Origin of the sequence: Bacillus cereus group sp. BfR-BA-01330 (assembly GCF_022663885.1) — a bacterium.
GTDB classification, from domain to species: domain Bacteria; phylum Bacillota; class Bacilli; order Bacillales; family Bacillaceae_G; genus Bacillus_A; species Bacillus_A cereus.
In genome coordinates, this window is the sequence record NZ_JAKUGK010000006.1 from 405,945 (window position 1) to 428,186 (window position 22,242).

The following is a 22,242-nucleotide window of genomic DNA, read 5'->3' on the forward strand; positions in this document are numbered from 1 at the left end:
ATAGTTATTACCTATATTAGACAATTCATCTCAAATGTTTGTTCCATCTTCATTTGCATACTTTTATGTAATTAACAAAAAAGCGTACAAAATTTTGTACGCTTTAAAACTTAATCTTTCATTCCATAACTCTCAAACTCTTCCTCATTCCCATAAAATACATTCAAATCAATATGCTTTTCTTTTCCATTATAACCGCTTAATCTCCCGCGGTTCGTGTATTGCCAAAACGTCCATTTTCTCTCATCAGATAAACTCGGTTTTGTAAAAACACTACGAATCCATATATCACATTTTGGATACGCATCCTTTATATATAAATCATATGCCTCTTGCGTTGCATACAATATTACTTTCTTATCGTAATGTTTTTCTAGCATTTCAATCATGACCGCCAACTCTTTCGTAACATCTTCACGCTTAGGCGGATTATCTTTTTTGTTAGCGTAAAACTCAACATCAATCACGGGTGGCAGTGCTTGTTTATATTTTGGAACAGTTCGTATAAATTGCTCTGCTTGTGTTTCGCCCTTACTATCGAAACTAAAAAAATGATACGCTCCGATGCGTATATCTGTCTTATTCGCATTCCTCCAATTTTTCGAAAAGTACTCATCCACAAACGAACTTCCTTCAGTCGCCTTTATAAACGCAAACTTCATATTTTGCTTTTTTAACTCTCTCCAATCTATATCCCCTTGATACGATGCGACATCTACACCTTTTATTTCATACTTATCAGCACTTATTTGATTCGGAATGAATATGCCTTGAAAAACTAAGTAAACGACAACACTTATTACACTAATTAAAGTAAAGGTTCCTCCTATAAAAAGCTTCTTTTTCATTCATATCACCCATCTTTACAAATTAAAATTCTACTTACCATTCACGCTTTTTATTAATTTTCATTTTTTCTTTAAACGCCTTCTCTAAATCAATATTTAATTTATTTGCTAAATCACATACATTCCAAATTACATCAAACATTTCTAAACCGATTTCTCTTTTCGCATCTTGTATTGTATCACGCTTTAATATGACTTCCGCTAATTCACCTAATTCCGCCATCGTATATATCGTACGCTCTTCAATTGTTGTATCTTGAAATCCTTTTTCTTTACTGAAATTTGATACATACCTCTGAAACTCCACAATATTCATACTTAATCTCCCCTCATTATCAATACTCCATTTTTCTATTACACTTAAAACCAAAATTATATTTTGTTAAATTATAACATTCGGACTATAATTTATTTATAGCCCATTAACGGAGGTGTTTGCAATGACTCTCTTCGCTTCACCAACACTATTTATAGTAGCAATCATTTCATTTGCACTAGCTTATTTCATCGGAGTAAAGCAGTACACTTGGCTCTTATCAGGATTCAACGAACGCCGCGTGCCTGATAAAGTGAAACTATCAAAAATAGTAGGTCTTTATAATTTAATTGCTGGTGTCATTGCGACAATCGGTAGTGTCTTCACTACGCCTAATGTCACAATCGTTATTCCTATCACTCTAATTGGACACTTTATAATCGCGGCTTATGTAAATACACGCATGGTGCAGTAAAAAAGATCACCCAAATGGATGATCTTTTTTATAATTTATCAACATATTGCTTCGCTTCTAGTAAGGAAAAACCAAAAGCTTCTCTTACTCTCTTAACTGCTGTAATTTTTTTGCCTTCTTCTACAAGCTGGCGTAGTTCTTTATTAATTTCAGGTTCTCTTTCTATAATTCCCATTTCTTTCGTAATTAATTGTAATCTATCTTCAATTCTCTTTAAACGCGCATCATTTTTCTTTTCAATTGTAGTTAATTTTTCAGCGATATAAATGAAACCAACAGCTACTATCAGTATAACCATCCAGAATTCCATGAATGTTTCCCCTTACTAACTTTCATTTTCTTTATTCCACTAACTTATGTAAATTTTACCATAATAAACATTTAATGTATAATATCACTATATCAAACTGTTAATAAAACCTATTATTTTAGGGGGACACTTTATGAAAAGATTTTTAAATACGTTACTTCAATTTGTAGTTCTTTCAATCGTGCTACATTTGTTATTCGATATAGTTGGTTGGCTTGTTTTCAATGCACCAATTAAAAACAAACAAATCATCCTTTCTTTAATAACAATCTCATGCGTTATGTACATGTACCGAGACAAATTTTTTCAAAAGTTCACTTCAAACTAACTAAAAAAGAAAACACTTCATTGGTGAGGTTGTAAAAACGTTATCCTTATAATGAAAATAAAGAAGCTGTTCCTTCCAGCTTCTTTATCTATATAACATTTTTCGCAACAATTTTTATATGTTCTGGTGCGATAATCTCCGTTATACTTTCTTGGAAATCTTCCCGCAACATTTCTTCCAAATGTTCTAACTGCACTTCAACATGAGTGCATTCTAAATTATGTATATTTAACAGTGCATAATGATCTTTTTTCTTAATTACTAAATATTGATTTTCCTCTGTCACAAGTACAGAACCTAATCGGACTCCTAGTAAGCGTTGATCATCAAACTTCATAATTACTTCTCCTTCCCTCATATAAACAAAATTACAATGAAAATAATTACATTTATGGAAAAACACGCTTATTTAGACTATATCATAATTTACTAAAATAGAAATATCTTTTTCTGTTTTAATAAAAATCCCTATTTTTTCATATATTTCGATACAAAAAACTTTCTCAACATTAAATTTGAATTTTCAGTTTTTAATTCTATGAAAATCTATTATAATAAAGTTAATAAATGTTTGACCTCTCCTAATTCATGTACATATGGATGATCAGTAGTTATTGCTACTGATCTATTTTTTTGATTTCAGAAAGTACATACTCTGCATCCTTTCCTACACCACAAATAAGTGCGGAACCCCTTTGAGATTGCCATGGTAAACCGATATAATACAATCCTTTTACTGGACTGATTCCCTTTATATGATTAGGAAATCCTTTCTCATTCACTGCCTGTTCAATTTCAATCCAATTATAATTTTGAACAAAACCAGTTGACCATATAATGCTTTCTGCACTATAAGTATCACCATTCTGAAACATAATGTTATTTCCTGATGCACTTACTACTTTTTCTTGCAGTTTGATTGCTCCATTACGAATAAGTTTCTTACCTTCAAAACCGAAAATAGGGTCCTTTCTCTTCTGAAACCATCTTCCCCTCTTTGTATTTATTTCAGCGTACAATAAACCCACTTTTTCTAGCAGATTAAAAATACTTTTTCCAAAAAGTTGTAACGGTAAAAACGTTAAAGGATGACTAATAGACACCGTAACTTCATGAGTCTTTGCCAGTTCTACTGCAATTTGCATTCCTGAATTCCCACCACCTACTACTACTACTTTTCCCTTAGGAATTTGTGATGGTGATTTATATTGTGATGAATGTATTTGAAAAATATGTGATGATAGATTTGCTGAAACTGAGGGAATAAACGGCTGCTGAAAAGCACCTGATGCGATAATAACTTTTTTCGTTTGTAAAATTTCTGTAGGAGTATGTAATTCAAATATTTCTTTTTCTTTCTTTATTTTTAGAACTTCCGTTTGTAATTGTACCGGTAATTGAAAATGTCTTGCATATTCTTCTAAATAAGTTGCAATTTCATCTTTATATGGAAATTCATTTTTTTCACCTATTAACGCCATACCCGGCAAGCTACTGTAAGACCTTGGGGTAAAAAGCTGCAAAGAATCATATCGATTTCTCCATGAATCACCAACTCGTTTTCCTGCCTCAAGTAATAAAAAATTATACCCTTCTTGCTTCAAGTAATATCCCATTGTTAATCCAGCTTGACCCGCTCCAATAATAATTAGGTCTTTCACTCTAATCCCTCCTTCTCTTAAACGTATGAATACTTGTTCATATATTCATACGTTTCCATAATCATAACATTTTATTTTTATATAATTCAATATCTACTCAAAATAAAAAAGAGCAGTTCACTGCTCTATGAACTACTCTTCATTCCATTTCTACAATTTTTCCTCGTATAGTGTAATTCTATTTGAAAACGGATCAATTACAGTTAATTCAATTGTACCCCAAGGTGTTTTTTCTATATTCGGCTTCGAATAAGCATATTCTTTACTTAATACTACAGAATGATAATCCTTTACATCATCTATTTTGATCCGAATCGCACCACCTGGTGAGGCATCACCATGATGTTCTGATAAATGTATCACAGCATCCTGTAACGAAATTTGCAAATATAATGGCATATTTTCCTCATACCGATGTTCCCAATCCAGTTTAAATCCTAAAAAACCTAAGTAAAATAGTTTTGCTTTTTCAATATCAAAAATTCTAAATATAGGTGTTATCATTTATACTCTCCTCCTATTTATAAACATCTGCTGCCAATTCTCTCAAAACTTCCACGTTTACTACTTCAAAACAACCATCATTCTTCTTTATTATCTCTTTATCACAAAAAACATTTAATGTGCGCAACAAATGCCGATAGCTCGTTCCTAACAATTCCGCTGTTTCCGTTAAATTCCCACTAAATACAATTCTATTTCCGTGCTGTACTGCCCGTTCTCCTGCTGCTAACATGTAACTCGCAAGTCTATTTTCAAGAGGATATAGTAAATTAATTGTACTATTTTTTGAAAGCCGATTTAACTTATGCGCTAACGATCCGCAAATACATCGTAAAAATTTCGCATCATTAAATAGTTGATTTCTCACTTTCCCTAAAGGCAAACCAACACAATATGAATCTGCCATCACTTGTACGTTTGAAGTTGTCTTTTGAGAATGAATTAACTCCACATCTCCTAACAGCTGCAAGCTATCATAAAAGCATAATAATACAGATTTCCCGTTACTTAATGTATTAAACGCTTTCGCTTTTCCTTCAACGAAGAAAAATAAATAATCTATCTCTTCATTTTCTCTACAAATAAACTCATTCTTTTTAAAAAATATAAGTTCCATATATGGCTTCATATCATGACTAAAAAATGAATCAATATTATTTTTCTTCATATACTCTGCTAATTTAATAGAATTACATACTTTCTTCATAGTTCCCCACCTTTACAACTCATCCCCATTGTAATCAAAATTTTCTTCTTCCACTATGACATATGTCATAACAATACACAATTTCAGCATGATACAGTCATTACAAATATGAAATACAAAGGGGATATTACATTGTATAACTTTCTTTCTGTCTTTATTGGTGTGCTCATCGCCGTTATGCTTCCATTGAATGGAATTTTATCCGAGTTAATTGGGAAGTATACAGCAAGTGTTGTCATTCACCTTGTCGGTTTAATTGCAGTTATTTTCGTTTTAATCATAAACAAACATAAAATCCATTTTGATAAAAGTATTCCACTTTTTTTATATAGTGCTGGAGCGATTGGAGTATTCACTGTTCTTTTTAACAATATAAGTTTCTCCGTCCTTGGTGCCTCTATTACGATCGCATTAAGTTTACTCGGTCAATCCATTGCTTCCATCGTTATTGATCATTTCGGTTTATTAGGAATGAAAGTTGCAAAGTTTGAAAGGAAAAAACTAGTTGGATTATGTTTCATCTCTTCTGGAATTATAATCATGACAATTTATTAATGGGGGCAAGAAAATGTTATATATTACGATCGCTATTTTAGCTGGTGTTTCTATCGTCGTTGCTAGAATTATTAACGCGAATTTAGCAAAGAAAATTGGCAATTGGGAAGGCACGTTTTTTAATTATATTACTGGCTTATTTTTCTCTATGTTATTTTTAATGTTCAGTTCAGATTCATTGTATATTCCAATGCATACGTTACAGTCCATTCCTATCGCTGTATATTTAGGCGGATTAGTAGGCGTTATCGTTATTTCATTATCCAACTATATTACTCCTAAAATATCAGCCTTTTATTTAACATTACTCATCTTTATCGGACAATTATTTGCGGGGACTATTATTGATTTCTTCCTGACAAATGAACTCTCAATCGGGAAAGTTATCGGTGGCATTTTCGTATTAATTGGGCTCACTTACAATTTACTCATAGATCGCCCGATAAAAACTGTGAAGCATAACCAAGTTCAACTATAATACTTTACGCTTACCTATCATATATTAATAGAAAAGCTCTTCACACGAAGTAATAGAGAGGAGAAAATCCTATTAAAAAAATTATTTTATTGCTAGGTAGCGTATTAATTATTTCTGGAATTGCATGGTTTATAAACTCGGGAAAATCTATTCAAGATCTCTATACTGCAAATAAACCGAAAAAGAAAGCTACTATTATTTCAAGCTCGCGAGATCCAAATGAGCCCCCTGTTTTTTTAGGAAAACAGGAAATAAAAGATATACATGTCGAATCAATTAAAACAAAACAGGATATCTTTCTCACAAAAACAGATGAATTAAAAACGTTTATTAACAGTATGAATACCGCAAAAAAAGGTAAATTAACATTAGATGAAGAAGGATCAGACTTAATAGATTGTGATATGTGGATTACTTTCGAGGATGGAACTTATAAAAAATATTTCATATGGGTAGTTGATCATCACAGTAGCGAAGTGATGATTGCTCAGCAAGATACTCCTGATGATGTAAAACTTACGTACTATCAGTTAAACGAAGATAGTTCAAAAAAAGTTTATAATTTATTTAAAAAAATTATTTAAACGAAAAAGTCATGAGCACGCGAACTCATGACTTTTTGCACTATATATACTCCGGGAACACTCTACAACCCTTTTCCTGCTCTATATCATGACCAAAGAAAACAATCGATTTCTCTTTTGTCACAACTTCTTTTAAGCGTTTGATTGAAGATAAAGCTAATTCTGGATCAAATCCTGCGAACGGCACTTCATCTTCAAAATTCTCTTTCGTGTACGATGCATCAATTGTTAATAAAACTGAACCGGATTGCTCCGTCTCAATGAATAACGACTGATGGCCTGGAGAATGACCTGGCGTATACAATAATTGAACACCTGGTACCACTTCATAATCCCCTTCAATAATTTTGTAGTTCAAATGCGGTAATATACATTCTTTCATATATTCTTCTCTATGAAGTGCTGCCTCATATTCCGCTCGCTGCACAATAATCGGTGTATTTGTAAAAGCACCGTTTCCTCCTGCATGATCAAAATGTAAGTGAGAACTAATAATATATAAAAGGTCGTCCGGCTCATACCCTACACGCTTTAATATATTCACGATTCTATCTTCTTCAGTCATTTTCGGTAAAATCTGTCCTTCAACAAATGTACCGTTAAAAATCCCTTCATTATTAACTGCACTTTCTGGCATACCTGTATCTACTAAAATAGGCCCCTCTTCTGTCTCCAAAAGATAACACCATACAGGTAAGTTCAATAAATTCCCCGGCGCGAGTGTACTATTAACAGAAGAATGATCTAACATACAACGACCTGCTGGGATGAAATAAAGCTTCTTTACTGTCATTATGTATCCACCTTTACATTTAGTTTGGGATAAAGTAATACAATAAAAAATTCTTCTTTTTAGAAATAAACTCCTTCTAGACTATCAGTACAGCTTACATAACAATGAAACATTAACACCGATTAACGCTGAAAACTTAAAGAAAGCACATGCACTACTTGAAAGCGGGCACACCATTGGGAAAATCGTATTAGAGAGATTTTAATCATGATAGTGACAGATAGTATGTGAAACTATATTAACGATTTTTCGAATATATCTATCATAATGTACAATATATCAACGATTTTTCGAATATATCTATCATAACGTACAATATATCAACGATTTTTCAAATATATCTATCATAAATCAAATTATATCAACGATTCGTCAAGCTATATCGATTTATCGACAAATAGCAACAATAAGAAAAGGCTGTTCCAGATGAACAGCCTTTTCTTTATTTACTTGAAATCTCTTTATTATTTTGAACGTCTAACGGAGCTCGCTTTCCTATTCCGAAAGCATAGAAACTAATTGTAACGATAGCTAAGAAAATAATACCTACAACTAATGAAATACGAGTATCATCGTTAAACCACATTCCGATTAATACCATAATTAAAAAGGCAATCGTTAAATAGTTTGTTACAGGAGCAAATGGCATTTTGAATGGATGATCTTTCATCTCTGCTCCCTTTTCTTTTCTAAAATTAATTTGACTAATTAAAATGACAAACCATGGTACCATACCAGGAAGTACACTCGCACTATATACATATACGAATAAGTTTTTCGGTGCGATGTAACTTAAAACAACACCAACCGCCAGACCGATAATTACGCCAACTGTACCAAATAAAGGTACACCATTTCCAGAAAGTTTCGTAAAATATTTCGGTGCTTGTCCATTTACACCTAACGTATAAAGCATACGACCAGCACTATAAATACCACTATTACAACCAGACATTGCTGCTGTAATAACAACAAAGTTAATAAGTCCAGCTGCTGCCGTAATACCAACTTTCGCAAAAGTCGCTACGAACGGGCTACCAATTGTACTTAATTGATCCCACGGATACACAGTTACAATAACGAAAATAGCACCGATGTAGAAAATTAAAATACGCCAAATTGTACTTTGAATCGCTCTTGTAAGTGTCTTCTTTGGATCCTTCGCTTCACCAGCAGTAATACCGATTAATTCCACACCTTGATACGCTCCAACTACAAGTGATAATGCAAAGAAGAATCCTGAAAAACCACCTGTAAAGAAACCGCCATTTGACCAAAGATTAGATATGCCAATCGCTTCTCCGCCGTTACCAATTCCAAAGAAAATAAGGCCAAATCCCGCAATAATCATTAATAGAATCGTAACGATTTTAATCATCGCAAACCAAAATTCAAATTCACCAAATGACTTAACTGAAATTAAGTTAGCTGCACCAAGAATAACCATTGCGATTATACCTGGTATCCAAGCTGGTAAATCCGGGAACCAATATTGCATATATGCTCCAACCGCGATAATTTCTGACATCCCAACGATAACCCACTGGAACCAGTTACTCCACGCTGTCATATAACCAGCTAACGGGTGAATATACTTATGACCGAACGTCGCAAATGAGCCTGTACTTGGCTCCATATACAACATTTCTCCCATGGCACGCATGATGAAGAAGATAAAAATACCTGCAATGGCATAAGCAAGCATTACTGACGGACCTGTCCATTTAATTGTGCTGGCTGACCCCATAAACAAACCAACACCAATCGTTCCGCCTAAAGCAATCATTTGAATATGACGTGCTTCTAAACCTCTTTTCAATTCTTTGTTTGCCACTTCACTTCCCCCTCTTAGATGATTCATAGCCGCATTTTAACACAAGATGCTTTCCCCTAATTCCTTTCGGCCCTGAAAATGATGAAGCAAACGTCATTTTACACTAGCTTTAAAGCTATCCTAAAATCGTTTTGCGCTCCTAATAAAATTCTCAAAACCTTTCATCTTCCAATATTCTATAAATCTTAAAATTACTTACCTTATATTAATTCATTAATCTGAAAAATTCAATTATTTTTTCAATAAATTATTATACATAAGTCTGATTAATTTTTAACTAAATTAACAATAAAATACATCTATTCAATATGATTCCGGCATGAATATTATTACAATATAAATAACCGAGGAAAGTATATCTTCCTCGGTTTCATATGTCAAATACTTCAACCTTTATAGTTAATAACGTAATTTCCCACACATTCGATTTATATACCAATGAGAAATTTAATATATTAATAAACTACTAACTTCTTTACCCCAGCCAAAATATAAAAGAGTCTCATTAAAAAATGAGACTCTTTTACAATTTCATATTTAAATCGATTTCGAAGTTTGCTTACCAAAGATAAATACCCTAGTAAACACTACCATTATAACTACAATAACCAGAAAATAAAGTGGCATCACTAGTAACGAGCCTGTATGCAGCTGACTCATCCCCAAAATTGTCATCGTTACAATTACATAGTATCCTAAGCTAAACAATGCTCCGGCTGTACCAATAACATCTTGAAAATCTACTAATGCTAAACTTAAACAGTTAGGCAACGCTACTCCAATTCCTAATAGCAATATAAACATCGCTATTAAAAATCCAATCATATATATTATGTTTTGGTTTAATCCCAATGCTGTAATAACAGTTAAAAGGATAGCTCCCACTGTCATTACAAGACAACCAATATATATAATTTTCTCTGGTCTATACGTGGCAAGCAATCGTTTTGAAACTTTCGCCCCAATAATAGAAGCAGACGCAACAACAATTCCTAAAAACCCGTACATACTAGGCGATAACTGAAAGTATTCAATAAAGATAAACGGCGCTTCTGCATAATAGCTAAATAAAACACCATTTGCTCCTCCAATTAACAGCCCATATGTTACCACTTTCGGATTTGTAATTAACCTCTTCAAGACTGAAAATACATTTATTTTATTCGTTACTGAGCCCGTTTTTGTTTCAGGAAGAGAAACAAACGTATACAGAAAAATACCGATACTCATAACTACTAAACTTAAAAATACTATTTTAAATCCAAACATTTGATCAAGAAAGCCACCAATTAACGGTCCTATCGCTGGTGTAAAAGCAATGACTGCCGAGATTTGAGCAAACATAACATGCCTCTTATGCCCTTCTACACTTTCACGAAGAATCGTTTGCGTCACAACTGATCCTGCACTTGCTCCAAACGCTTGAATAAAACGACTTACCAATAAAACTTCAATGGAATTTGCAATATAGCATAAGAAACTCCCAGCGCCATATACGACAATTCCAAGTAACATCGCCCGGCGACGACCAATTATATCTGATAACCACCCAATAAAAAATACACCTAACGCAAAACCAGCAAAATACACACTAAGTGTTAACTGCACCTCATTATTACTTACATGTAACGCCTTTGAAATATCAGGTAACGACGGTGTGTAAATCGTTTCACTAATTTGCGGAAATGCGACAAGAACAATCATTAACAAAAGTGATGGTACTGAGACTTTTTTCATTTTTCATACCCTCCTATAACTTTGAAAATCTCAGAAATAAAAAGACTTTCCTTAGCTACGGAACAGGAGGGGCCATTATAGAAATCCGTTCATAAAACAACAAAGAAAACACCTCAATTACGTATGTTAATACTTATAGGAGGGTAATATTAACATCGATTTTTAAATATACTTTTTCAATTATATTACATACTGCGTTTCTTTTACTAGTGCTCGGCCTTGGAGGATTGTTAAAAAGATAACTTGATGCAGTCACCTTTTTATGGAATAATTAGAAATAGTTTGAATTCGTAAGTTTAATTATTAAATGATAGACTAGCATATTTTAATGTCACAAGCTTACAAACTGGAGGCCTTTCGTAATGATTGAAATTTTAAGGACAGTAGTAAACTTTCTAATTTCTCTATTCTCAGGAGAATTACCATTTGTATATTATGTATGGATTATTACCCTATTCCTAATTCAAATAACCCAATCTACTCTAAACTATAAACTCTTTAACAAGAAAGGCAATTTCAGCACTTATATATCGGAAGGATTACTTGCTTTTATTATTTTATTGTTTGGAGGAATATTAGTATCTAAGTTACTTGCTTACATAATAGACGATCCTACTATTAGTATGACGAATTTAACACATTATTTTGTTTCTCTTATCATATTAACTATATTTGTCGTAATAACCTGTGTTAAAGACTTTATAGAGACATCTATAAAGAATAAAAATATATCTCTTTTGAGCTTTTTAGTAATTTCCTTAATAACAAGCATACTTTCATTCAAGTTTTTATCACCTTTAATTGAAGGTTCTTTTTCTCTTTCTAGATCTTTTATAACTACTTTAATCATTCTTGTAACTATATCAATCCCTCTATTAATTTCCTTAGAGGATAAGTATGCAGATGAAAAGGAAACGGAAAATTTATAGCTTCTCATTTACATAAAAGAAAGAGAGAGCTCCCCTCTTTCTTTTATATCTTTCTATTTCACAAGACTAAATCATTCCTTTTAATATTAATCCTAAAACTGACATTATTATCGCACTAATAATAATTCGCAAAATCCAAGTTGTGTTTGTACTTATTTTTTCTAATTGCTTATTGATTGTTGCTATATCTTTCTCATTAATAGTAGTACGCGTTTCTAAAGCACGAATGTCTCTCATAATTTCTTTTTGCTCCGCCTTGAGACTGTCAATTTTAGCGTAAACATCTTCCATATATTCACACCCTCTGTTCATCTTAATAGAAAAATCTATATATATTATGAGACAACCCTCTTACCTGTGAATACATTGCGTACATCCGCGTACCAAATTATTTGTACAATCTAATTGAATTATTCATATGTTTCCTATCTTCTATATAAATCAGCGTTAAGATAAACTAAAAAAGGAATCCCTTGTTTATTTAACAACAAACAAGGTGCAATCCAACATTCGGGAGCACCTACGATAATTTCTATTGTTTTCATATTTACAACTCCATATAATCAGTATGATTTTCTGAAGAAGCCACTTTTTGAACTGCTTAAAGTATACTAATATGAATACGAAATAGCTGTATTGATAAACTCTCTAGAACAATAAATATACTGGCTGAAACCGATCTATATCCAATATTTTTTCCAGTAACATGAATGGTTATTTCTGATAAATACGTTTGTATATCATTGTTTTCAAAAATTTCATCCTCAACCTTTACAATATCTGCTTCACAATCTACTTCTTTAAAAGTTTTCAATAATTTTGTTTCCAATAAACTACAATCAAAATTCTCATCTTTTATTACGGCAAATTTAACCTTCATATCGATTTCCCCATTTTTAACAAACTAAAATCATTAAATCAATATAAATATATATTATTCTATTAAATAATTCAAAATATACGCTTCTCATATACATTATTAAAAATCCGTTCTAAAGAATTAAATGCAAAAAGAAATTACATATACAAATCCCCTATTTCAACTTAACTTTGTGTAATAATGCATATTTCAAATACATTATTTCCTTTCACTCATACTTTTATCATTGAGTTTTTATTCACAAATTCGTAACACATATATATGAGTTATTATGCTAAAATTAGTTTATTCACAAGAAGAAGTTATTCTTAATAAATCAATCATTTTTAATACCCTGTTTAAAGCCTTGCCCCCCTGCAAGGCTTTTTCCTATTTAACTAGAGTAGTAGTTTTCGTTATGCATCTCTCCCCTTTGTTCCTTACCCTACAAATAATACTGAATGTTTATTTTACTTTTTCAACATCCTTACTCGCTCTGTTCGAGAGCTCTTTACCAAATATTCAATCTAATGATAAAATTGACCAAATTAATATTTTCGTCCATAACTGTATCAAAAAGTACACTAAAGAAAAAATAGCACTCTCACGATTAAGTAAACGCGAGCTTTTTTCTTCTATCTACTTACTATTTAAGGTTAATAGTTTAGTAACAAGATTTAAAAATTCGACTTAAATTCATTAATGAATGGAGAGGTTTATATGAAATTAAAAGACAAAGTAGCAATCATAACTGGTGGTGCAAGTGGAATTGGCGAATCTACTGTTCGTCTTTTTATCGAAGAAGGTGCAAAAGTAGTTATTGCTGACTTTTCTGAACGTGGAAAAGAACTATCAGATGAATTGAATGCACATGGATATAATACGTTATTTATTAAAACCGATGTAACAAAAGAGGCAGATATTAAACAGCTAATTCATGAGACAGTAAGTACATACGGTAAATTAGATATTATGTATGCCAATGCCGGCGTTGCTGATGATGCACCGGCAAACGAATTATCCTATGAAAAGTGGAAAAGAACTATTGATATTAATTTGTCTGGGGTATTCCTTTCTGATAAATATTCGATTGAACAATTTCTTAAACAAGGTACAGGTGGTGTCATCGTTAACGCTGGTTCGATTCATAGTTTTGTTTCATTACCTACACCAACAGCATACTCCTCTGCAAAAGGTGGTGTGAAACTATTAACTCAAAATTTATGTACTGCCTACGCTAAATATGGAATACGTATTAACGCGGTGGGCCCTGGTTATATTGACACCCCTTTACTAGGTAGTGTTAATCCTCAACAGAAAGAATATTTAGCTTCACTTCATCCACAAGGCAGACTTGGAACACCAGAAGAAGTCGCTAAAGCTGTCTTATTTTTAGCAAGTGATGATGCTAGTTTTGTTAACGGCACAACACTTCTTGTTGATGGAGGCTATACTGCACGTTAATTTAAAAATTTTGAAGCACCCTAAAAAATATATAGTCTTCAACAAGAAAAAGCGCCATCACAAGTGACGGCGCTTTTTCTATGTAAGAGCAACTAGAAGATATCCTTCTAGCCTACTCCCATTTATAAGTCCAAAACTGTTCAAGTTGCAGCCATTTTAATGTTGCTGCATCTTTGTTTTTTATTTTTGCATGCGTGTCTTCAAGCATTGCTTCTGTTTGTGAACGGTGCGCACCTAATGCAGTTAATTTATGATCAAATACTTCACTAATGTTATTTACAACATCCGGTTCTCCTAATACTGCTTCACGATTTTTCGTAATCGCAACAGCATGAATAACTGGGCGCTCTTCTTTTGGCATACGTGATACAGCGCGAACGACAGCGCGGCCAAATGCATTATGATCTGGATGTACACCGTGCTCTGGATAAAATGTAATAATTCGAGATGGATTTACTTCTTGAATGATTGCTTCAATTTTGTCAGCAACGAAATCAACATCTTCAAATTCTAACGTTTTATCATGGAAGCCAAGCATTCTTAAATCTTTAATACCCATCGCTTCACAAGCATCTTTCAATTCTTTCTTACGGATATGTGGAATCGTTTCACGGTTAGCGAATACGTTCTTACCCATGTTACGTCCCATTTGTCCTAGAGTACCACATGCATATGTTACAGGTACTCCTTGATCTGTTAATAAGCGAATTGTCCCTCCCGCAGCATATGCTTCATCATCTGGATGCGGAAATACAACAAGTACATGTCTCTCCATAAGTTTCCCTCCTTCTTACTTAAATGGTGTTAAGCTTAACTCAAGTGCAACTGCTAGACGACCTAAATTATCATGTCCAGCTAATAATAAACGCTCTTGATCGTCTACTTCCCAGTGCGTAATACCTTCAGCATATACCCAACCGTGATCCATTTTCAGACCAACTCGGTATGGATTTGTTCCAGTTATCTTCCCGCGTTCAAAACGGATAATCGCATTTCGAATGAAAGCACCAACTGTCATCATCTTTTCATTTATGTGTGATGCATACGCTCCGTTTGTCGTTTCTAAATGAATATATACATCTTTATTTACAAAACGTTCAATTTCATTTTGAATAAGAGAACTATCTTTTACTATTTCCATCGGAATTCACCTCTTTAAACCATTTTACGCAAAAATAATGTAAATTGCTATCTCTATATTAGAGGACAACGCTCACTTTTCCTAATAATTTGCACTGTGTTTTTTATATTTTTTATATGATATGTAAAAAATACATTTTTTCCTTCACTTTGTTAAATAGTTTTCTTTCTTTTTTGAATTTGCTACAATATATTTTATCCCGTATTATTGCAGCGAGATACATTTCGACAATTGAATACATAATTTAAAGAAGGTGACATGATTGGAACAGTCAGCACATGAAGTAGCAAATTGGCAATATTATTTTGCAATTGCCGTATTTTTAATCACGTACGGATTTATTATTTCTGAGAAATTGAATCGTGCTGTAATCGCACTATTCGGTGCTGCTATTATGATTATTTTTGGAGTTGTAGATTTACATACTGCTTTCACATCACATATTCAATGGGAAACGATTACCCTTTTAATTGGGATGATGATTCTCGTACATATTACGAGTCAATCAGGCGTCTTTGAATTTGTGGCCATTAAAGCGGCAAAAGCAGCTGGCGGAAAACCGATTCGCATTTTATTATTACTATCCCTATTAACTGCTGTCGGATCAGCATTTTTGGACAATGTAACGACTGTTTTATTAATCGTTCCTGTTACATTATCCATTACACGTATTTTAAAAGTAAATCCTGTGCCTTATTTGATTTCAGAAGTGCTGTTTTCAAATATAGGCGGAACAGCAACATTAATCGGTGATCCACCTAATATTATGATTGGATCAGCAAACAAGCATTTAGACTTTAACGCCTTTTTACTTAACTTAGCTCCAATCGTAATTATTATTTCTATTGTGACACTTGGCATTATTTACTTCATGTACCGTAACAAACTAAAAACAACACCTGAACAAATCGAAAAACTAATGGCATTAAATGAAAAAGATTATATTAAGGATCAAAGCCTCCTTTTAAAATCTATTTCGATTTTAGGACTAACTATTTTAGGCTTCGTACTTCATTCGATTATTCATGTAGACGCTGCCGTTATAGCGATGACAGGCGCTACACTTCTTATGTTAATCGGCGTGAAAGAACATGATATTGAAGATGTATTTGCCCACGTTGAATGGGTAACCATTTTCTTCTTCGCCGGACTATTCGTTCTCGTTGGCGGGTTAATTGATATCGGACTTATCTCTTCACTTGCAAAAGAAGTAATCGCCGTAACAAACGGTGACATCGGATTCGCAGCTATACTTATTTTATGGGTATCTGGCATCGCATCTGCGACAATCGACAACATCCCTTTTGTCGCTACGATGATTCCTCTTATTCAAGACTTAGCTACAGGACTCGGACTATCTGTCGATTCTCCGCAAATCGAAGTACTATGGTGGGCGTTATCTCTTGGAGCTTGCTTAGGAGGAAATGGAACGCTAATCGGAGCATCTGCAAACGTAGTCGTTGCTGGTATTGCAAAACGTGAAGGACATGCTTTCTCTTATATGGACTTCTTAAAAATTGGTTTACCATTAACTATTGTTGCACTCTTGTTATCACATGCTTATATATATTTACGTTATTTAATGTAAAAGTTGTATTGCATGAAATTATATGGTCAAATCCAAAAGGTTTGCAGCATCGTGCTGCAAACCTTTTTTCATCACCAAAATATACCGATAATTGCTAACCCACCTAAAATCATACCACCAATTTGTCCGACAATTGTTGGTGATAATTGAACACCTTTTCTCACTTCAACAACTGGTCTTTCGTGCCTTAGTTGCTGCACTTCGCTTTGCAGTTGATGTACACTTCCGTGTAACTCTTTAATTAGTTCCTTTAATTCAGCGACCTCTTCATTTACTGGTTTTGCTTTTTCTAAATTCATTTTACATAACTCCTTATAAATTCAATCAGTTCACTGTAAATTTTCGCCAATTATCATTATATCTCCTGCATACTACATATATAATATTGAATGTATTCGCTAATCTTGCAACCCTATCCATTCATCCCGCAATATCCCCATAATGATACGATCAAAACACTTCCCATCTCTTTGAACCGCTTCTCTCATACACCCTTCCATCTGAAAACCTATCTTTTTATACAACGCAATGGCTGCTTTATTATAAGAAATTACATCCAGACCGACGCGGTGTAAATTCAATTCATAGAAAGCATACTTTAAAATAAGATGTATTGCTTCTTTCCCATATCCTTTTCCTCTATCATTCGCATCTCCTATACCAATGGCTAATAAACCTGTTCTGTTATTCCACTCTATACCATGAATCGCCACAAAACCAATTAAGCGATCTTCTTGAACTGTCCTTACCATGAAAGAAACACTATTCGATCTTCGTCCTTTTAATAACCCATCACTTGCTATTTCATTTAAAGATTGCGGGAATGCTACATCTGTATCAACATTTCTTAAATACTCACTATCTTCTTGCCACATAGCCATTACTTCAGCATCTGTTTCTCTCATAGCTGATAATTTAATCGTTTTATTTCGAAAAAGATTCATTGTCATTTCAAACTCCCCCTTTATTAAATAACGGGGATAATTATTCCAGCCTATTTACCCCCTCGTTTCATAAACTGTTTCATAAACGGGATACTTACAATAAGCGCTGACATTGGCACATCTCCTCCATATCGAATTAACTTCATTGTATAATTTTTCATTTATTCTAACAATAATAGAAAGGCCCTCCAAATTTAGAGGGCCTTTCCTAATAACAAAACTATATTATTTCGTAAACATTTTCTCCGCTTCATCCATTGCCATTTTGTTTCCTAAAGCAGAATAGTCAAGCCATGGTTGATCATTGATAATGTATACCTGCTTGCCTTTAACTGCTTTTAAGTCTTTCCAAATTGGTGTTTCTTGAAGTTGTTTAAATGCTGCTTTTGCTTTGTCATCTCTATTTACAACAACGAAAATCGCATCTGCATCAAAGTCAGGTAATACTTCTTGTGAAATGACTTCGAAAGGACGGTTTCCATCAATTTTCTCTACACCATTTGCAGGTTGTAACCCTAGGTCTTGGAATAAAATTGGTCCCATCGGTCTTTTCGTACTAAATACACGCAATTCTTTTGCAGTAACGCGAATTGCCATTACTTTTTCGTTATTACCTAGCTCTTTATCTATTAAACCTTTTACTCGTTTTGATTGCTCTTCGTAATCTTGAATATATTTATCTGCTTCTTTCTCACGGTTTACAAGTTTACCAACTTGTTTTAAATGCTCTCTCCACGTACCTTCATCTAAATTGAAAGAATGTGTTTTTGCAATTTTTTCGTATTTCGCTACATCTTTACCAACATATTTTTCATCAACATAAATGTCAGTTGGCTTTAATTGAAGTAACGCTTCCATATTCGGATCTGTTACAACACCAAGCTTCTTCGTATCTTTCAACTTCTCTTTAGCGTGCGGTAAGAAATCTTTTAAATCTCCACCAATAACAGAACCTACTGGTGTAATTCCTAATGCAAGTAAATCATTTGTTAAATGAATAGACATTGAAGCAATTTTTGGATCATTACTTTTTTCCGTTTTTTTCGTTGCTTCTTCATTAGCTTTCGTTTGACCACATGCTGCTAATACTAAAATACACATCATGCTAAATAAAATAGTAAGTTTCTTTTTCATATGTTCTCCTCTTTGAAGTATTTATTTTGTTTTTGTAAGTAAATAAAGAAAATACGGTGCTCCTAAAGCTGCCACTACTACACCAGCTGGAATAGAATTTGGCTCAAATATAGAACGACCTATCGTATCTGCTAGCACTAAAATAATCATTCCGATAATGCCAGCTAAAGGAAGAAAGTGTTGATATGTAGTACCTACTAACTTCCTTGCGATATGCGGAGCAACTAAACCGATAAAACCAATTCCTCCTGCCATCGATACACTTGTGCAAGATAATCCAACCGCTGTAGCTAAAAGTAATAACCGTTCTTTTTGAACAGAAACACCAAGTCCTGCTGCTACACTATCACCTAGTGACAATGCATTTAACGTTTTAGATTTTAGCCACGCATAAGGGGTTAGTATGAAAATCCAAGGTAATAATGCAAGGACATGAATCCAATCCCTTCCCCACACGTTACCAACTAGCCATCTAGAAGCGAATGTATACGTCTCATCATTTAACTTGAGAGAGAAAAATAACGAAATTGCACTAAAGCCAGCTGAAACTGCAATACCAACGAGAATAAGTCTAATGGGAAGTAAACCTTTTGACCGATCACTCGCAAGTAAAATAATAAGAAATGCAGCTAATACTCCTCCACCAAATGTAAATAACGGTATTAAAATGGATGCACTCTCATTAATAGAATGAAAGAGAGTAACAAATACGATAAGACCGAAAGATGCACCTGAATGCAACCCTAAAATACCAGGATCTGCAAGTGCATTACGGGATAATCCTTGCAAAATCGCACCGGAAATACCAAGACCAATACCGGCTAACATCGTGATTATTATTCTTGGCATACGATAATCATATAGCACGGTTGCACTCTCAAAATTACCATAACCCAAAAGTGTTTCAATTACTCTAAGTGGCGCTATACTCAGTGTCCCTGTATTTAAACTAATTAAAATTACAGCGATACTTATACATCCGAAGATTGTAGTTACAGTAATAGCTCTCTTTTTATCCGTGTTAAAAAGATCTTTCACTTACAACTCCCTCCCAACTTTACGTGCTATATAGAGGAAGAACGGAACTCCAACAAGAGCTACCATAATCCCTATCGCAAGTTCCTTAGGAGGATTTACTGTTCTTGCCCCTAAATCAGCTACAACTAATAACATAGCTCCTAATAATGCTGACATAGGAATAATGAGTCTATAATTCACACCAACTAATTTTCTAGCAATGTGCGGGATAACTAGTCCTACAAATCCAATAGAACCAACAGCTGAAACAGAAACACCTGCCAGAATAACTACTATAATCATCCCTAGTATTCTCGTTCGGTTCGTTTTCACTCCTAAATTTGTAGCAACATCATCCCCCATTGATATGAGTGAAATAGATCTCCCTAGCATTGTCGCGAAAATAATCGTTATAAGAATAATAGGAACTAAAAATTTCAAGTGTTCCCACTTAACCCCTGCAACACCACCAGCATACCAAAACGCTAAATCTTGGCTTAAATCATAATAAATCGCAACACCTGAACTTAATGAATGTAAAAGCGCTGCCATAACAGCTCCAGAAATCGTTAACCTCATTGGTGTTAACCCACCTGATGTTGCTGATCCAATAACAAAAATAAGTACTGTACTTAAGACTGCTCCAATAAAGGAAACAATCATTAAATAGGAATACGGCATATGCGGAAAAAAAGCAAAACTAAGTGCCACTACAAACATCGCACCTGCATTTATTCCGAGTACACCTGCATCAGCCAAAGGATTTCGTGTTATACCTTGCATAACAGCACCAGCAACCGCAAAAGCTGCCCCTACAACTGCTGCACCAATTACTCTCGGGAGCCTTAATTCATAAATAATTTGGTGCTGTGTTAGTTTCGGATTATAATCCAAAACCGCTGCCCACACCGTTTGTACATGAATATCTTTTGCACCAAATGAAATGGCTAAAAATATAGATCCAATTAAACATAAAATTGTTAAGCTCATGAAACATATGAACTTAATATGTATCCAGCGGTTATTACCAGCATGTACAGTAGACTTATGTAACATGTTTCATTTCATCCTTTATATTCAGTTGTTTTTTATAATTATTTTTTATTTGTAATTATTATTGATAATAATTATCATTTTCATTTAGATATTATATCGCCACTTTTTTTAAATAGCAAACTATTTTTTCACTTCGCTAAATATTAAAATACTCATTACAATTCCCTTCCAAGACTTACAAATACACGCAAAATAGACTACTAGCTTATTTTTAAAAGTGTAGTATACTTAATCATTATTTTGATTTTTCTAATAAAAATCCCAAAGGTGACACAATGTTCTATATAAAACAACTACTACACTTCACTTACGAGCAAGCATTATCTTGCTTATTCCCAGTCGTTATTTTCTTAACACTAGCCCTTTCAAAAATCGTTTCTATTCCAGGGTTATATCGCTATGATTTCATACTCATCGCATGTCTTCTTATGCAGTGGATTATGTACAAGACTGGACTTGAGACGAAAGACGAATTAAAAGTAATTACTGTCTTTCACCTCATCGGCCTTTTACTAGAAATATATAAAGTTCATTTCGGTTCATGGAGTTATCCTGAAGAGGCGTATTCAAAGATTTTTGGAGTTCCGCTTTACAGCGGCTTTATGTACGCAAGTGTCGCAAGTTACATATGCCAAGCGTGGAGAAGGTTGCATTTACAAATGCATTATTGGCCGAAAGCTATTTTTACCGTGCCATTAGGAGCAATGATTTACTTCAATTTTTTCACGCATCATTTTCTATACGATTTTAGATGGTTCTTAACTTTACTTCTATTCATCGTTTTCTTTCAGACATTTGTGGAATTTTCATTACGAGGCGTTACATATAAAATACCACTCGTTCTCTCCTTTTTCCTTATCGGTTTCTTCATTTGGATTGCAGAGAACATCGCAACATTTTTCGGAGCATGGCAATATCCAAATCAACGGGAAGCATGGAATCTCGTTCACTTAAGCAAAATTAGTTCATGGTTTTTACTCGTTGTTATTAGCATTATGATTGTCACACAGCTCAAACATTTGAAGGAATCAAAAAGATAAT

Annotated in this window: 28 protein-coding genes; 9 read left to right on the forward strand and 19 right to left on the reverse strand. The window is 33.6% G+C overall.

Annotated features, from left to right (window positions below; all coding sequences use genetic code 11):
* Window positions 1–110: 110 nt before the first annotated feature.
* Both MR112_RS19460 and MR112_RS19465 read right to left on the reverse strand, forming a co-directional pair.
* Complete coding sequence (locus MR112_RS19460; RefSeq protein WP_078188015.1) at window positions 111–848, reverse strand: glycoside hydrolase family 25 protein; 738 nt, start codon at window positions 846–848, stop codon at window positions 111–113.
* A gap of 34 nt (window positions 849–882) precedes the next feature.
* Window positions 883–1,164, reverse strand: coding sequence for a MazG nucleotide pyrophosphohydrolase domain-containing protein (locus MR112_RS19465; protein WP_001028132.1), 282 nt, complete (start codon window positions 1,162–1,164; stop codon window positions 883–885).
* 124 nt (window positions 1,165–1,288) lie between these two features.
* On the opposite strand from MR112_RS19465, the gene MR112_RS19470 reads away from it, so the two are divergent.
* Complete coding sequence (locus MR112_RS19470) at window positions 1,289–1,579, forward strand: DUF3784 domain-containing protein (protein ID WP_000171773.1); 291 nt, start codon at window positions 1,289–1,291, stop codon at window positions 1,577–1,579.
* Window positions 1,580–1,607: 28 nt separating this feature from the next.
* Here the strand turns inward: MR112_RS19470 and MR112_RS19475 are convergent, their stop codons facing one another.
* The gene (locus MR112_RS19475; protein WP_000397724.1) at window positions 1,608–1,889 is read right to left on the reverse strand and encodes a hypothetical protein; all 282 of its coding nucleotides are present in this window, start codon (window positions 1,887–1,889) and stop codon (window positions 1,608–1,610) included.
* Between the two features lie 133 nt (window positions 1,890–2,022).
* Here MR112_RS19475 and MR112_RS19480 point away from each other — a divergent pair, with 133 nt between their 5' ends.
* The gene (locus MR112_RS19480; RefSeq protein WP_242245222.1) at window positions 2,023–2,217 is read left to right on the forward strand and encodes a hypothetical protein; all 195 of its coding nucleotides are present in this window, start codon (window positions 2,023–2,025) and stop codon (window positions 2,215–2,217) included.
* Window positions 2,218–2,305: 88 nt separating this feature from the next.
* Here the strand turns inward: MR112_RS19480 and MR112_RS19485 are convergent, their stop codons facing one another.
* The 4 genes from MR112_RS19485 to yeiL form a co-directional block, all read right to left on the reverse strand.
* Window positions 2,306–2,554: a hypothetical protein gene (locus MR112_RS19485; protein ID WP_000666948.1), complete on the reverse strand. Its 249-nt coding sequence runs from the start codon at window positions 2,552–2,554 to the stop codon at window positions 2,306–2,308.
* Window positions 2,555–2,834: 280 nt separating this feature from the next.
* The gene (locus tag MR112_RS19490) at window positions 2,835–3,878 is read right to left on the reverse strand and encodes a flavin-containing monooxygenase (protein ID WP_242245223.1); all 1,044 of its coding nucleotides are present in this window, start codon (window positions 3,876–3,878) and stop codon (window positions 2,835–2,837) included.
* 150 nt (window positions 3,879–4,028) lie between these two features.
* On the reverse strand, window positions 4,029–4,382 hold the full coding sequence (locus MR112_RS19495; protein ID WP_000632406.1) for a glyoxalase superfamily protein: 354 nt from the start codon (window positions 4,380–4,382) through the stop codon (window positions 4,029–4,031).
* Between the two features lie 13 nt (window positions 4,383–4,395).
* Complete coding sequence (gene yeiL / locus MR112_RS19500; RefSeq protein WP_075678090.1) at window positions 4,396–5,088, reverse strand: transcriptional regulator YeiL; 693 nt, start codon at window positions 5,086–5,088, stop codon at window positions 4,396–4,398.
* Between the two features lie 108 nt (window positions 5,089–5,196).
* On the opposite strand from yeiL, the gene MR112_RS19505 reads away from it, so the two are divergent.
* The 3 genes from MR112_RS19505 to MR112_RS19515 all read left to right on the forward strand — a co-directional run bounded on the left by MR112_RS19505 (window position 5,197) and on the right by MR112_RS19515 (window position 6,705).
* Window positions 5,197–5,643, forward strand: a complete 447-nt coding sequence (locus MR112_RS19505; protein ID WP_140161671.1) for a DMT family transporter — start codon at window positions 5,197–5,199, stop codon at window positions 5,641–5,643.
* Between the two features lie 13 nt (window positions 5,644–5,656).
* On the forward strand, window positions 5,657–6,121 hold the full coding sequence (locus tag MR112_RS19510; protein WP_086401982.1) for a DMT family transporter: 465 nt from the start codon (window positions 5,657–5,659) through the stop codon (window positions 6,119–6,121).
* A gap of 89 nt (window positions 6,122–6,210) precedes the next feature.
* A complete protein-coding gene (locus tag MR112_RS19515; protein ID WP_000901700.1) occupies window positions 6,211–6,705 on the forward strand; it encodes a hypothetical protein in 495 nt (164 codons plus the stop codon).
* Window positions 6,706–6,745: 40 nt separating this feature from the next.
* On the opposite strand, the gene aiiA is transcribed toward MR112_RS19515, so the two are convergent.
* From aiiA to MR112_RS19530, 3 genes are all read right to left on the reverse strand, one after another.
* The gene (gene aiiA, locus MR112_RS19520; protein ID WP_226368961.1) at window positions 6,746–7,498 is read right to left on the reverse strand and encodes a quorum-quenching N-acyl homoserine lactonase AiiA; all 753 of its coding nucleotides are present in this window, start codon (window positions 7,496–7,498) and stop codon (window positions 6,746–6,748) included.
* A gap of 442 nt (window positions 7,499–7,940) precedes the next feature.
* The gene (locus tag MR112_RS19525; protein ID WP_001284404.1) at window positions 7,941–9,332 is read right to left on the reverse strand and encodes an amino acid permease; all 1,392 of its coding nucleotides are present in this window, start codon (window positions 9,330–9,332) and stop codon (window positions 7,941–7,943) included.
* 537 nt (window positions 9,333–9,869) lie between these two features.
* Complete coding sequence (locus MR112_RS19530; protein ID WP_242245224.1) at window positions 9,870–11,069, reverse strand: multidrug effflux MFS transporter; 1,200 nt, start codon at window positions 11,067–11,069, stop codon at window positions 9,870–9,872.
* A 362-nt stretch (window positions 11,070–11,431) separates the two neighbouring features.
* Between MR112_RS19530 and MR112_RS19535 the strand changes: the two genes are divergently transcribed.
* Window positions 11,432–11,998, forward strand: coding sequence for a DUF5823 family protein (locus MR112_RS19535; RefSeq protein WP_242245225.1), 567 nt, complete (start codon window positions 11,432–11,434; stop codon window positions 11,996–11,998).
* A gap of 66 nt (window positions 11,999–12,064) precedes the next feature.
* On the opposite strand, the gene MR112_RS19540 is transcribed toward MR112_RS19535, so the two are convergent.
* Window positions 12,065–12,289, reverse strand: a complete 225-nt coding sequence (locus MR112_RS19540; RefSeq protein WP_000390461.1) for a hemolysin XhlA family protein — start codon at window positions 12,287–12,289, stop codon at window positions 12,065–12,067.
* Between the two features lie 310 nt (window positions 12,290–12,599).
* Complete coding sequence (locus MR112_RS19545; protein ID WP_000865005.1) at window positions 12,600–12,878, reverse strand: hypothetical protein; 279 nt, start codon at window positions 12,876–12,878, stop codon at window positions 12,600–12,602.
* Window positions 12,879–13,577: 699 nt separating this feature from the next.
* Here MR112_RS19545 and MR112_RS19550 point away from each other — a divergent pair.
* On the forward strand, window positions 13,578–14,321 hold the full coding sequence (locus tag MR112_RS19550; protein WP_226368963.1) for an SDR family NAD(P)-dependent oxidoreductase: 744 nt from the start codon (window positions 13,578–13,580) through the stop codon (window positions 14,319–14,321).
* A 112-nt stretch (window positions 14,322–14,433) separates the two neighbouring features.
* On the opposite strand, the gene bshB2 is transcribed toward MR112_RS19550, so the two are convergent.
* Entirely contained in the window at window positions 14,434–15,096 is a 663-nt protein-coding gene (gene bshB2 / locus MR112_RS19555; protein ID WP_000439483.1) for a bacillithiol biosynthesis deacetylase BshB2, read from the reverse strand.
* Window positions 15,097–15,111: 15 nt separating this feature from the next.
* A complete protein-coding gene (locus MR112_RS19560; protein ID WP_000407045.1) occupies window positions 15,112–15,462 on the reverse strand; it encodes a YojF family protein in 351 nt (116 codons plus the stop codon).
* Between the two features lie 262 nt (window positions 15,463–15,724).
* Here MR112_RS19560 and MR112_RS19565 point away from each other — a divergent pair, with 262 nt between their 5' ends.
* On the forward strand, window positions 15,725–17,050 hold the full coding sequence (locus MR112_RS19565) for an ArsB/NhaD family transporter (protein WP_242245226.1): 1,326 nt from the start codon (window positions 15,725–15,727) through the stop codon (window positions 17,048–17,050).
* A 71-nt stretch (window positions 17,051–17,121) separates the two neighbouring features.
* On the opposite strand, the gene MR112_RS19570 is transcribed toward MR112_RS19565, so the two are convergent.
* From MR112_RS19570 to MR112_RS19590, 5 genes are all read right to left on the reverse strand, one after another.
* Window positions 17,122–17,349 carry a coiled-coil domain-containing protein gene (locus MR112_RS19570; protein WP_001047304.1) on the reverse strand — a complete coding sequence of 76 codons (228 nt, stop codon included), beginning with the start codon at window positions 17,347–17,349 and terminating at the stop codon, window positions 17,122–17,124.
* A 99-nt stretch (window positions 17,350–17,448) separates the two neighbouring features.
* Window positions 17,449–18,000 (reverse strand): GNAT family N-acetyltransferase, encoded by a 552-nt coding sequence (locus MR112_RS19575; RefSeq protein ID WP_000178509.1) that lies wholly within the window; start codon window positions 17,998–18,000, stop codon window positions 17,449–17,451.
* 219 nt (window positions 18,001–18,219) lie between these two features.
* Window positions 18,220–19,128 (reverse strand): iron-hydroxamate ABC transporter substrate-binding protein, encoded by a 909-nt coding sequence (locus MR112_RS19580; protein WP_242245227.1) that lies wholly within the window; start codon window positions 19,126–19,128, stop codon window positions 18,220–18,222.
* A gap of 21 nt (window positions 19,129–19,149) precedes the next feature.
* The gene (locus MR112_RS19585; RefSeq protein WP_017673082.1) at window positions 19,150–20,166 is read right to left on the reverse strand and encodes a FecCD family ABC transporter permease; all 1,017 of its coding nucleotides are present in this window, start codon (window positions 20,164–20,166) and stop codon (window positions 19,150–19,152) included.
* Window positions 20,167–21,201, reverse strand: coding sequence for a FecCD family ABC transporter permease (locus MR112_RS19590; protein WP_242245228.1), 1,035 nt, complete (start codon window positions 21,199–21,201; stop codon window positions 20,167–20,169).
* Window positions 21,202–21,476: 275 nt separating this feature from the next.
* Between MR112_RS19590 and MR112_RS19595 the strand changes: the two genes are divergently transcribed.
* Window positions 21,477–22,241, forward strand: coding sequence for a DUF817 domain-containing protein (locus MR112_RS19595; RefSeq protein WP_000499387.1), 765 nt, complete (start codon window positions 21,477–21,479; stop codon window positions 22,239–22,241).
* The last annotated feature ends 1 nt before the right edge of the window (window position 22,242 follow it).